An 11,803-nucleotide genomic window follows, 5' to 3' on the forward strand; every position below is an offset into this window, starting at 1 on the left:
TGCTTCCTGTCGGCATCAGCGGGACAGGCCACGACGCCGGTTCGACGACGACCGGCCGTTGAGCGAAGCGGAGACCTCATGATCCGACGCAGAACCCTGCTGGCGGCTACAGGCGGTGCCCTCGTCGGCAGCGCCCTGGCCACGGGCACCGCACACGCGGACGCGACGATCGCCGTCCATCCCGGCACCTCGTACGGCACCTGGGAGGGCTGGGGCACGTCCCTCGCCTGGTGGGCCAACGTCTTCGGCAACCGGAACGACTTCGCCGACCTCTTCTTCACCACCAACTCGGTCACGTACAACGGCACGACGCTGCCCGGCCTCGGCCTCGACATCGCCCGCTACAACCTCGGCGCGTGCAGCTGGAACAGCGTGGACGGCGCGTCCATGGTCGAGTCGCCGAACATCCCGGCCTTCAAGCAGATCGAGGGCTTCTGGCAGAACTGGAACAACGAGGACCCCGCCTCCTCCGCCTGGAACTGGTCCGCGGACGCGAACCAGCGGGCGATGCTGGTGAAGGCCGTCCAACGGGGCGCGACGACGGAGTTGTTCGCCAACTCCCCCATGTGGTGGATGTGCAACAACCACAACCCCTCGGGCGCGGCGGGCGGCGGCAACAACCTCCAGACGTGGAACTACCGCCAGCACGCCTCCCACCTGGCCGCGACGGCGCTGTACGCGCGCAACAACTGGGGCGTGAACTTCGCGACGGTCGACCCCTTCAACGAGCCCGCCTCGACCTGGTGGACCGCGACCGGCACCCAGGAGGGCTGCCACATGGATCCGGCGGTCCAGGCGGCCGTACTGCCCTACATGCGCAGCGAGTTGGACAAGCGGGGCCTGACCGGCATCCGTATCGCCGCCTCCGACGAGACGAACTACGACACCGCCCGCTCGACCTGGGCGGCCTTCAACTCCTCGACGAAGGCGCTGGTCAGCCAGGTCAACGTGCACGGCTACCAGGGCTCGGGCGGCCGCCGGGACCTCCTCCACACGGACGTGGTCACGACGTCCGGCAAGAAGCTGTGGAACTCGGAGACGGGCGACGGCGACGGCACCGGCCTCACCATGGCGTCCAACCTCTGCTACGACTTCCGCTGGCTGCACCCGACCGCCTGGTGCTACTGGCAGGTCATGGACCCGACGGCGGGCTGGGCGATGATCGCGTACGACCCGAACACCCTCCAGCCGACGTCGGTCCAGACCAAGTACTACGTGATGGCCCAGTTCAGCCGGCACATCCGCCGCGGGATGAGGATCCTCGACACGGGCGTGAGCCACGCGGCGGCGGCCTACGACGCGGCGGCGCGCCGCCTGGTGATCGTCGCGGTGAACACCTCGACCTCGGCCCAGACGTTCACCTTCGACCTGTCACGATTCGGCACGGTTTCCGGCGGTTCGGGCAGCGTGGTTCCCCGGTGGAACACGGTGACGACGGGCGGGGACCGGTACCGGGCGTACTCCAACACCTTCCTGAGCGGGAAGTCGGTGGCGGTGCCGTTCGCGGCGAAGTCGGTGCAGACGTTGCAGATCGACGGGGTGGTGGCCTGAGGCGCGGGAGGGAGCGCGGGACGGGCGCCGGCCCGGCCGGCTGGCACCCGCTCTCGCCAACCTCGTGCCCGCACGTACGACCACGCGGGTCCGGTGATGTTCGCGCCGGCTCTGACAGGGGTCGCGCTGCTGGCGCTGCTGCTGTCGGTGGACGTCCTCGGCCCGCGCCGCCGCGGCGAGGCCCGCCCCCGTGGATGGCTGGCCATGGCGCCGCTGGCCCTGGTGCCGTTCTTCGTCCTGCTGTGCCTGGCGAAGGCCTGAGGCCACCGGTCACCGGTCACCGGGCACCGGGCACCAGTCACCGGTCACCACCAGGCAATATCTGCCCCCTCTTCTCCCTTCTGTTCTCCGCTCCGTCATCCATGAGCAGTACGGTGTCCCCCATGCGCCCCGACACGCCTGCCGAGAACGTCGACCACACCACCGAAGCGGCACGCCTGGAGCGAACCGCCGGCCTCTACCCCGAGGACGCCGAGGCCCTGCTCCTCCAGGCCGCGGCCCACCTGGAGCTGTCCGGCGACCGCCCGGCCGCGACCGCGCTCTACGACCGCCTGCTGTCGTCGTCGACCCCTCTGGAGAACCCGCATCTGGTCCGCGCTCTGAAGGCAGCGAACCTGTGGGAATACGGCCACGAGGCGGAGGCACGGGCCATCATCGACGGCGTGCGGGCGGCGTCCCCGCGGGACCCGGCCCCGTGGGTGATCGTGGCGGAGGCGCTGGAGGCGCATGACGAGCTGGAGGCGGCGCACGAGACGTTCACTGAGGGCGCCCGCCTCCTCCTGACGGACGTCCCGGAGCCCCCGTACGCGACGCGTCCGCTGCTGTTCGGCCGCCACCGCGTGCGGCGCATGCTGGGCGTGGCCCACGACGAGTGGGACGCCTTCGCGGACACCCTGCACTCGATGCCGGTCTCCCTGGACGAACTCCACGACCCCAAGCGCGTCTGGTCACTGGGCTCGGAGAACCCGGCGGAGCTGGAGGCGGAGATCTCCCGCCTGCGAGCGGAACTCGGCGCCTACCGGGAGGCGCTGTCCCGCCCCTTCCCGGTGGCGGTCCTGCACTGGACGGCGGACGAGCTCACGGAGCTGGTCGCCGCATATCCGTCGCTGGCCGCGGAGTACCCCACGCATGCGGAGCACCTGGCGACGATAGAGGCGTCACTGCGGGAGCTGTCCTCCTCGGGCACCCCGAACCTCGGCATCGTGACGGGCACGCTCCCTTCGTACGAGGCCTTCGCGGCATCGGAGGGCGCCTCGCCTGAGGACGCGACCCTGCTGCCGCAGTACGCGACGACGCTGGCGGCGCGGGGGCGGGCTGTGGGGTGGCCGCCTCAGCGGGGGGCTGCTTGCTGGTGCGGGTCGGGGCGGGTGTACGGGGAGTGCCACGGCGGGTGAGGCGAGACCTGATGACGCCGGCCGTCCTCGTCTTCCATGAGGACGCCGGCGATCAGGCCGTGTAGACCTCCGCCAAGGGGTAGCCGCCCGCATCGAAGGTCTGCCGGCACACGGAGATCCCGAACGCGATCTCCAGACCCTTGAGGAACCGCTCCTGCCAGCCGGGGATCCAGCCGTCGTTCTCGAAGACCGGCTGCCCGTCCACGTAACGGACATCGGAGCGACAACGCGCCTCGTGCATGGCCCAGTTGAGAAAGGACATCTCCGGGGCGGCGTAGTCGAAGCAGTGCCCGCCGCGCAGTTGCGTCTCCGTGTCGAACGACCCCTGTATCTCGCCGCTCCACACCTTGCGCCCCTCTTCGAAGTAGACCATGCAGTTCATCCCCTTCGCGGCGATGCGATAGAGGAGGATGACCCGACCGGTCCCCCGCGGTAGCGCGAATCCTTCACGGAAGTGGAGCAGAAAGTCGAAGCGACCGGCGAGAAAGGACCAGTCGCCCTCCTTGCCGTACACGGTCATGTCAGGTTCGTCGGGGACTCGCGTATCAGGGTGGATCCGGTCGTAGACGGCCTTGGCCTCCGCCCCGACCGGCTCGGGCATCTCCCAGGGAACGGCCCCGAAGACCACCGCCAGATCCTGCGGCGCGACCCCTTCCGCGAACACGAGCCCTGCCTGCTCCCCCAGCACGGGGTCCCCACCGGGGCTACCCCACCGGCTGCCGAGCCACGCGATCCCATCGTTGACTGCCATGACGAGGGACCGTAACAGCGGGGGCTGACAGTGGAGTTCGACCCGAACCCTGGCGTGCTGGTTTCGTCCCGCCACACCGGCGGCTCAGTGCCGGCCGTGGGGCGATCGCCGCAGCGGAGTCGGCCGGGTGAACGTGGCCCCGAGCTCCGCCCCTCCTTGTGCGGAAGGTGGTGCCGTCGTACTCGACCTCATGATGGAATCGGTACCGCAGCCGTAGTCCGAGGGCACGATCGCTCGGGCCGGGCGGACTCGGTGGTCATCGAACAACGCGAGCCATGATCGTGAGGCACAGCCGCCTTGAGCACGATGAAGCCATCATCACCCGCCGTCTCGGCACGCATGAGCAGACAGCTCAGCAAGAACACCGCCATCGAGCTGGCGGTCAGACGGTTGCTGCACTCAGCCGGGCTGCGTTATCGCGTCGAGTACCCGGTGCCGGGCATGGCCCGGCGCCGGATCGACGTGGCCTTCACGTCGGTCAAGGTGGCCGTCCTGATCGATGGCTGCTTCTGGCACGGCTGCCCCGAGCACGCTACGCAGCCGAAGGCGAACGCAGAGTGGTGGCGCCAGAAGCTCGACCGCAACATGGCACGCGATGCGGAGACCACCGCGCACCTCACGGCCGCGGGATGGGAAGTGCTGCGGTTCTGGGAGCACGAGAGCGCGGAAGCCGTGGCGCTGCGGGTCTCTGCGACGGTTGAGCGTCGCAGGGCCGAGCTGGCGAGGGGGAGAAATCGTTGAGCGACCTGACCTTCGTCGATGTGTGCTCGGGAGCCGGTGGGCTCGCGCTGGGGCTGGAGCGGGCCGGCTTCCGTCCCAGGCTGCTGCTCGACGAGGACGACGACGCCTGCCGGACTCTGCGGGCCAATCGACCGGATTGGAACGTGCTGCACACCGACCTGTTGGACTTCGACCCTGCGGAACACCCGGGGAGCTACGACGTGGATCTCCTCGCGGCCGGTCTGCCACGTGTGAGGTCGAGCGCGACCGTCGGACGGACGAATTCGCGTGTGGAGGAGCGGTTGTTGGAGGCCGCTGTCTACCTTGTCCATGCGATCAGGCCTCGCGCAGTGCTGATCGAGAACGTTCCTGGGCTCGCCCACGCGGACGAATACCAGCAGTTCCGTGACTTCGCCCGCGCCGAGTTGGCCCATCTGGGATATGAGTTCAGCTGGTTCGTCATGAACGCCGTCGACTTCGGCGTTCCGCAGAGCCGCAAGCAGGGCGTCCTGGTAGCCGTCGAACGGCATCGGGCCCAGGCGTTCCGACCGCCGACGCCGACCGTGCAGGAGCCGACGACGGTCGGTGCCGCTCTGGGGCGGACAATGGCCGCGCGCGGCTGGCAGGGGGCTGTCCGCTGGGCCGCCCAAGCGGATCGACCGGCTCCGACGCTGGTCGGGGGATCCAAGAACCGAGGCGGCGCAGATTTGGGACCGACCGGCGCCAAGCGGACGTGGGCCACCATGGGTGTCAACGCTCACACGGTGGGCGACCAGGTGCCTGGTCCGGACTTCGTGTGGGATCCCGAACTCGGCAGGGACAACATGGTGAAGATCACGATTGAGCAGGCGGCGCTGTTGCAGGGCTTTCCCGCCTCATGGGAGATCGCCGGGCTCAAGACCGCCCGGTACCGCCAGGTCGGGCACGCGACACCGCCTCCGGTGGGAGAGGCGTTGGGGCGGGCGGTCGCCGAAGCGCTGCGCGGCGGCCCGGCAGTCTCCGCTGCCGGCTAGACTTCCGCCACATGACCAGCGCGGCGCCACATCAGTCCATCCTCGACAAACCCTTTGTCCTGGACCTCTTCGCGGGGCCCGGAGGGCTGGATGTCGCCGGACATGCGCTGGACATCCCGAGTCTCGGCATCGAGTGGGACAAGAGCGCGTGTCTGACGCGATACGCAGCCGGTCTGGACACCCTCCACGCCGATGTGAGCGCGGTGCGCAGGGATGCCTTCGAGTCGCTTCCGCCGGAGATCAACGTGCTCGCCGGTGGTCCTCCGTGCCAGACGTACTCGGTGGCTGGAAAGGGCGCGGGGCGCAAGGCCCTGGAGGAGGTCAAGCGGTACATCGAGCGACTGATGAAGGGCGACTCGGACGAGGCTGTCGACGAGGACCTGTTGACCCTGAGCGATGATCCGCGTACCGCGCTCGTCCTCGAGCCTCTCCGATACGCCATTCAAGCGACCAGGAGTCCGAACCGGGAAAAACGCCCGTACGACGTCATCGTCCTGGAACAGGTGCCTGCGGTAGAGGCGCTCTGGGACCACTACGCCAAGGTGCTGCAGGAAACCGGCCTTCCCGACGGCACGAGGTACAAGGTGGTCGTCGACGTCCTCGACACGGAGACCTACGGAGTACCGCAGACACGATCACGCGCAGTGCTGATCGCTCGCCGTGAAGGGCTCGGTGAACCCTCTCTTCCCGAGGCGACCCACCGTGCCTATGAAGCGAAGGAGTGGAATCGAAGGGCCGGACAGGTCGTGAGCCAGGTCCACCAGCCGACCCTCGACGACGAGGACACCGCGCCCGAGACCGACGAGCACCCGGAAACCGATGGCGGGCGTCTCAAGCCTTGGAAGTCGATGGGTGAGGTTCTCGCCCAACCGGTGGGCAGTCACCCTGGTCGCCGCACCCCGTTCCTGGTCCGCTCGAACTACGGCAGTTCGGGGGTCCCGGGGCGGCGTGGGGTACGGACCGACCAGCAACCCGCCGCCACCGTCACCGGTCGCATCTCCCGCTTCGTGGTCTTCGAGCACCTGAACGAGAGCGTGGTCCGCGAGGGCGCGCGATTCAGCATGAACGAGGCAGGCATGCTGCAGAGCTTCCCGCCGGACTATCCCTGGTCCGGTACGGCACAGGCCCAGCAGGTGGGCAACGCCGTGCCGCCCGTATTCGGTGCCCACCTGCTGAGCGCCGCACTCGGTCTTCCCGTGCCGGACCCGGATGTATTGAGGAAGCCGTGGCAGCCGGCCACGGAGGAGCAGCGGGCCAAGCTGCGGAGCCACGGCTGCGGAGCCGCGGACGCCTGCACCGCCAGGTGCCCGCGTCCTGCGGATCAGGCGCCGGCCCGCTCGTCCGCCGTCCCCCGCAGGTAGGCGGCGGCGCAATAGTTCGCACTTACGGCAGTGGGCCGGTGCCCGGTGCTTGGAATCAATCCGTGTTCTTCCTGCCCCTGACCGGCGCGGTCTCGAACAGTTCCGCGAAGTAGTCGGTGAGCACGGTCACGGACTCCTCCGGGACGGGGTCCTCGTCCGGCCCCTCCGGAAGCAGATGCCGTGCGACTGGTGGCGCCGTTTCCGCCTCTGCGATCCAGTGCCGCAGGGGAACGGGATCTCGCGGCTTGTCTGCTGCGAGGGCGTCGTAGGTCAGGGTCGCTCCCGCCGTATTGATCGCCACGCTGAGACCGTTGATCTCTCGACCGGTGGTGACCTGCCCGTTCTTCAGGAGGCGGACAAGTGCCTGGGCGGTAGGGCGGTGGTCGATCAGCTCCATCCGCAGAACGGTGTGGATGAGGTCCTGGTTACCACAGGCGACCTCGACGGGCTCGTAGTCCGGCCCGTTTCGGAAGAGTTCAGCGGCCCACCACAGACGGGAGAAGCACTGGCGGTCCGCCGGGCCTCGGAAACGGTCCGCGGCGACACGTCTCACCGGCCTGCTCGCCGTCGCCTCCGGCAGGTGACGCCAGACCACGTAGTCGGGAGCCACCGCCATGGCGATGTGATTCCACAGACGCTTGTCCGCCGCCTCCCGCCGCGTCATGCGCAGCGTGGCATGGAGCCGTGGTGCGAGCCACGCGTCGGCTCGGGTGCGGTCCTCGCGGAATGCGTACATGGCGTCGTCCAGCAGACTTCGGATCGGCTCGACCGACCACCTGGCGTCGTCCTCGGGAAGTGGCTCGACGACCTTGGTGAGCTCGATGCCGCCGTGCACCTGCTCGCCTTTGAGCAGTTCCTCTGTGAGGAACGGATCGACGGCCGAGGTAGTGAGAAGCGCCAAGCGTTCCGGTACGTGGTTCGGCTGGTTGATCACGACTCACTCTCTCGGTTCATCTGTTCCAGACTGCGGATGACATAGGCAAGCGCCTTTGCGGCATCGGCACGACGAGCCGCCGCGTAGTGGATGCGCGTCTGCAGCTCCACCCAGCCCGATTCGCCGGTGCGCCGACGATGGACATGTCGTAGGGCCTCCTCGACGTGAACGCCTGGAATCACGTCCGGGAGCATCTCCCGCAGCACATCGCCCTGCCAGTCGGTCGGGAAGACCGGACCGCCGTCGGGCTCCACCTCCAGGTCACCGATGGCACCGTGGAACACCGCGGTCCAGACATCGGTGGCCATCTGAGCGACCAGCAGGTCACGCACCTTGCTGTCCACCCCTGAGCCACTGCTGTCCAACAACCCGAGGGCGCCCTCGATGTCGGTGTTCACGAACACGGTGGGGACCCGGGCCGAAGTGTCCACGATCCAGGGGACGTCGGCGTAGGCATGCAGCCACGCCCTGGAGCTCTTGCTGAACGATGCCTTCTGGACGTCCAGTTGTAGTCCACGCACCGGCTCGTCCGAGACTGTGTCGATGATCCAGCTTCGGTCCGTCTCTGCGATCGACCGTCCCTGCACTCCGTCCACCGTGCCGACGGCATGCACGGCGAGGGAGGCCCGGCTCAAGTGGTTGTCACGGAGCACCTCCAGTGAACCCGACCAGTCGCGGCCGCCCTCCGCGTCCTGCATGAGGTCGGTGGAAGTACGGACATTGGTCTCGCCGTCCGTCAGCACGGCGAGTACGCGCAGATCGGACCAGGCCGCGTCCGGCGCGTTGGCCCCGGGCGGGAGTGTCGCGGAGAGGCCGATCGTGGCGCTCACCCAGTCGGGGTGGCCCGCGATACCGAGTGCCACGGCCTGCTGTTGGGTCGAGTACGCGGTGGTCTCCAACTGGTCACGGGTACCGTCGGAGAGCTTGAGGGAGACCGAGGTCACGCGGAGCGTGACCGGCCGGTTGAGCCTCTTGTACGGGTAGATCTTCACCGTCATTCCCCCTTGCCGGCACGGAGTTCGACAACGAGGCGGGTGAGCGTGGTCCTGACCGGGTGGCTGGTGACGTCGGTGGAGCCTCGGAACTTCGCTCGACGTGTGCCTGGTGTGAATCGCAGGCTGCCGTCCTGCACCTCGCAGCCATCGACGGCCACGAGTTCCGCCCAGTCCAGTTTCGGGCGGCCCCCGGAGCGCACGTCCAGTTGGGCGACCGGCACCATCGGGACGATCTCATCGCCACGCGGGATACTCACTTCCGCGGTGATCTGCCACTCTCCGCCGTCGCCGATCCTCGCTTCGAGTCCGTCCAGTACGGGAACAACCGGCCCGGAGGGCGCCTTGGCCTTGGGCCTCGTCTTCACCGTCAATGCCTTGCGCAGGGCCTCACCACCTTCTCGACCGCCACGTTTCGGGCGCGTGACGAGTTCCCTGATCGCATTGTTGACCTCGGTGGTCAGTGTGTTGATGCGTCGGTACGCGGAGGGCGACCAACGCAAAGTCAACTCCTCCGTCTGGCCCCAGCGATCGTGCTCAGGCGGCTCCGCCGCCCTCAAAAACGCCTCGGCCTCCTCCGCGAAGGGGGCCGATTCCCCGGCAGCCTCACCCACCAGGAGAACGGCTTGGAAGGGGTTGGTCCCGAGCGGCAGGTTCGGAACCCCGGCTCTCTTGACGGTCATGCGGTTGCCGCGCAGCGAGTGCACCTGGTTCTTCGGCGTGTCCTTGTCATTGTCGGCTTCCGTGACCAACAGGACCGCCTGGTGCATTCCGAGTGTCCCCCGCGCGCCTCCGGACAGCGGCAGCTTCAGCGGAACGCTTCGCGCCGCCACCTGCCCGGCCTCGGTGAGGCGATCCACGGTGGTGCCCTCGTAGTGCGCCCGCAGGGCACGTGTTCGGGAGGGCTGTTCGGCAGAGGGGTCCACCTGCTCCTCCGCCACGACCACGTCACCGTTGCGCAGGGAACGGACGGAGACCTCCAGTAGGGGAAGCCTGCTGCCACCGCCGGTCATCGCCGCCCAGAAGTCACGTCCCAGTGCCTCGACCAGACGGCGGTGCATCTTACGGATGTCGCGCGTGTCCTCGCCGCCCTCCTCGTCGACGGTGTCGTCGTCATCGGACGCCTTGTCCTCGAGGCTGGCCACGTCATGCGCGCCGACGATGAGGAAGGACGTACCGGGTTCATCGCTCTCCCGGGTCAGGTGCAGGCGCGCCACGGTCTCCTCGTCGGCCCACCACGAACGGGCGACACTTGCGCCGGGCGAGTCCGGGTCGGGGCGCCCGAACCAGGCAGGACCCGCGTACGGTTTTCCGTCCACCTCTCGCCACGGCAGTTCGAGACGGCCGATGACTCGTCGCTCGGTACGCCCCTCGTGAGGCTCGGACAGCGTGGAGTTGATGAGCACGAGGCCCAGAGCGCTGGTGGCCCACAGCGTAGCCTTGCCCAGGCCGTACGAACCGCCCGCGGCGGGACCCGACTTGAGGCTCTCCAGCTGGCGCCTCACCACAGCGGCGAACTTACCGTCCGCGTAGTCGTCACCGATGAGCCCCGAAGCGTTGTAGTCGTCGACCCGCAGCAGGACCAAGCGGCCCTTCTCGTACATGTCGCGGACTCCGGCGTCCACGACACGGCCGACCTTCTGGCTCCCGGCGGCCTCCGAGACGGCCGAGTAGTGCGGGAAGAGATCGTTCCAGAGAATCGCCTCGCGGAAGGCGTCCAAGGCCTCGCCGGTGAGCTCATGCAGGGTGTATCGGACTCGGACCGGACGGCCGTTCTCCGTCAGCCGCTCGTCGAGGCTGTTCTGACAGGTCTCTCGCGCGAGGACCTGCACATCCGCATCGAAGGCGAATGCCGCGGCATTGCCGAGGTCACGACCACCGTCGGGGTACCCGGGACGGTGATACCAGGTGACCGGCAGGCCGGCCTGGGTGTCTGTGGTGCGGGTGTGCACCGTACCGAGGTCCGTGCCCAGCGCTTTGGCGATCTCCACCATGACCGTCGGGCGGGGAGTCGACCTTCCGGTGATCCATGCGGAGACGGCGGCTCGAGTGACGTCGACCTCCTTGGCCAGTTCGGCCTGCGTCTTCCCCGCGAGCTTGAGCTGACGAGCCAACCAGGGCCCGAACTCCTCACCTGTCTCCACGTGCCACCTGCTCTTCCCCTAGAAGTCGCTTGCGACTCGCAGGCGACTGACGGGAGGTTAATTTGACACGCTGAATACTGTCAACCAAAAGTTGATCCGACTCGGACACATGAACGACTGACGCCGATGAGTCGAGATGCCCGACTTTGCGCCCATTTACGCCAATTACACAAGAGGAGCGCCCAACTCCGCAGCCATGAGAGGGAGTTGGGGTTGACGCCATCATCGGCGTTTGATTAATATGAGTATCGGCGAAAAGTCTCGCCCCGCTTGCGAACCCGATTGAAGTTCGGGAGGTCGGGCGGCAGGCCACACGTGTGTCCAAAATAGATATCGGGGGTGAAGTCCACAGGCGTAGTTCAATCTCGCACAAGCAGCTTCTCGTCATAAAACAAGGCACTGGCCACCCAAATCCGCAGCCTGCTAGGCTAATTTCAGGGAAACTTTTTACCCGAGATTTACACCCATTTTCCACGAGGGGTCAATTGTGCCTTCATGCACCCCTGTGCGATACGACGCGACAGGGGGACCTGATATGGACGAGTACTACGGCTACGACCTGGATTCTTCCCGTGGGTTGAGTGCGCTCAACTTCGACATCGCACAGAGGGCCATTGAACCCAAGGCGGCAGCGGACCTCTTGAGGGGCCACCCGTGCGAAGATGAATTCTTGGAAAGATTTCCTGAGCTGAGGGACTGCATCCAGGAACCTCCTGACGACGACACCTCCCCTTCGGCCTGACCTCCACAAGGCCGCCCGAAGAGGTCGGAGACCCTTCGGCGCACGCTCTTGACGCTTCACGAGCGGAAGCATGCAAAGGCATCGAGGCCGTACGCCTCCGGCAGCACTCGAAAGACCCATGGGCCGACTGCATGCAGTCGGCAGCCGGCCCGTCACACACACTTTCACCAGAATCTTTGACACCTCAGGAGTGCTGGACCA

General features: G+C 67.5%; 11 protein-coding genes. 7 read left to right on the plus strand and 4 right to left on the minus strand.

The annotated features are described in order from the left end of the window. Positions 1 to 78: 78 nt before the first annotated feature. The 3 genes from ACWCPI_RS15770 (at position 79) to ACWCPI_RS15780 (ending at position 2,945) form a co-directional block, all read left to right on the plus strand. Complete coding sequence (locus ACWCPI_RS15770; protein ID WP_451038646.1) at positions 79 to 1,551, plus strand: beta-1,6-galactanase; 1,473 nt, start codon at positions 79 to 81, stop codon at positions 1,549 to 1,551. Positions 1,552 to 1,647: 96 nt separating this feature from the next. After that, a complete protein-coding gene (locus ACWCPI_RS15775; protein WP_451038647.1) occupies positions 1,648 to 1,812 on the plus strand; it encodes a hypothetical protein in 165 nt (54 codons plus the stop codon). Positions 1,813 to 1,934: 122 nt separating this feature from the next. Beyond that, positions 1,935 to 2,945, plus strand: coding sequence for an SEC-C domain-containing protein (locus ACWCPI_RS15780; RefSeq protein WP_451038648.1), 1,011 nt, complete (start codon positions 1,935 to 1,937; stop codon positions 2,943 to 2,945). A gap of 52 nt (positions 2,946 to 2,997) precedes the next feature. On the opposite strand, the gene ACWCPI_RS15785 is transcribed toward ACWCPI_RS15780, so the two are convergent. Next, on the minus strand, positions 2,998 to 3,696 hold the full coding sequence (locus tag ACWCPI_RS15785; RefSeq protein ID WP_451038649.1) for a hypothetical protein: 699 nt from the start codon (positions 3,694 to 3,696) through the stop codon (positions 2,998 to 3,000). Positions 3,697 to 4,035: 339 nt separating this feature from the next. Here ACWCPI_RS15785 and ACWCPI_RS15790 point away from each other — a divergent pair, with 339 nt between their 5' ends. The 3 genes from ACWCPI_RS15790 to ACWCPI_RS15800 are packed head-to-tail and all read left to right on the plus strand — an operon-like array spanning position 4,036 to position 6,790. Continuing rightward, a complete protein-coding gene (locus ACWCPI_RS15790; protein ID WP_451038789.1) occupies positions 4,036 to 4,437 on the plus strand; it encodes a very short patch repair endonuclease in 402 nt (133 codons plus the stop codon). Then, complete coding sequence (locus ACWCPI_RS15795) at positions 4,434 to 5,429, plus strand: DNA cytosine methyltransferase (protein WP_451038650.1); 996 nt, start codon at positions 4,434 to 4,436, stop codon at positions 5,427 to 5,429. The genes ACWCPI_RS15790 and ACWCPI_RS15795 overlap by 4 nt, the downstream gene beginning before the upstream one ends. Positions 5,430 to 5,440: 11 nt before the next feature. Continuing rightward, positions 5,441 to 6,790: a DNA cytosine methyltransferase gene (locus ACWCPI_RS15800; protein WP_451038651.1), complete on the plus strand. Its 1,350-nt coding sequence runs from the start codon at positions 5,441 to 5,443 to the stop codon at positions 6,788 to 6,790. A gap of 55 nt (positions 6,791 to 6,845) precedes the next feature. On the opposite strand, the gene ACWCPI_RS15805 is transcribed toward ACWCPI_RS15800, so the two are convergent. The 3 genes from ACWCPI_RS15805 to ACWCPI_RS15815 are packed head-to-tail and all read right to left on the minus strand — an operon-like array spanning position 6,846 to position 10,860. After that, positions 6,846 to 7,724 carry a DUF6339 family protein gene (locus ACWCPI_RS15805; protein WP_451038652.1) on the minus strand — a complete coding sequence of 293 codons (879 nt, stop codon included), beginning with the start codon at positions 7,722 to 7,724 and terminating at the stop codon, positions 6,846 to 6,848. Beyond that, positions 7,721 to 8,716 (minus strand): hypothetical protein, encoded by a 996-nt coding sequence (locus ACWCPI_RS15810; protein ID WP_451038790.1) that lies wholly within the window; start codon positions 8,714 to 8,716, stop codon positions 7,721 to 7,723. The genes ACWCPI_RS15805 and ACWCPI_RS15810 overlap by 4 nt, the downstream gene beginning before the upstream one ends. A 2-nt stretch (positions 8,717 to 8,718) precedes the next feature. Then, positions 8,719 to 10,860, minus strand: coding sequence for a helix-turn-helix transcriptional regulator (locus ACWCPI_RS15815; protein WP_451038653.1), 2,142 nt, complete (start codon positions 10,858 to 10,860; stop codon positions 8,719 to 8,721). 535 nt (positions 10,861 to 11,395) lie between these two features. Between ACWCPI_RS15815 and ACWCPI_RS15820 the strand changes: the two genes are divergently transcribed. Beyond that, on the plus strand, positions 11,396 to 11,602 hold the full coding sequence (locus tag ACWCPI_RS15820) for a hypothetical protein (protein ID WP_451038654.1): 207 nt from the start codon (positions 11,396 to 11,398) through the stop codon (positions 11,600 to 11,602). Positions 11,603 to 11,803: the final 201 nt, after the last annotated feature.

This window comes from Streptomyces sp. NPDC001920, assembly GCF_053594495.1.

Excerpts from the sequence above, each read along its gene's own strand:
- ACWCPI_RS15775 (WP_451038647.1), top strand. The coding sequence starts at position 1,648 with ATGTTCGCGCCGGCTCTGACAGGGGTCGCGCTGCTGGCGCTGCTGCTG.
- ACWCPI_RS15790 (WP_451038789.1), top strand. The coding sequence starts at position 4,036 with ATGAGCAGACAGCTCAGCAAGAACACCGCCATCGAGCTGGCGGTCAGA.
- ACWCPI_RS15785 (WP_451038649.1), bottom strand. The coding sequence starts at position 3,696 with ATGGCAGTCAACGATGGGATCGCGTGGCTCGGCAGCCGGTGGGGTAGC.
- ACWCPI_RS15820 (WP_451038654.1), top strand. The coding sequence starts at position 11,396 with ATGGACGAGTACTACGGCTACGACCTGGATTCTTCCCGTGGGTTGAGT.
- ACWCPI_RS15780 (WP_451038648.1), top strand. The coding sequence starts at position 1,935 with ATGCGCCCCGACACGCCTGCCGAGAACGTCGACCACACCACCGAAGCG.
- ACWCPI_RS15800 (WP_451038651.1), top strand. The coding sequence starts at position 5,441 with ATGACCAGCGCGGCGCCACATCAGTCCATCCTCGACAAACCCTTTGTC.
- ACWCPI_RS15770 (WP_451038646.1), top strand. The coding sequence starts at position 79 with ATGATCCGACGCAGAACCCTGCTGGCGGCTACAGGCGGTGCCCTCGTC.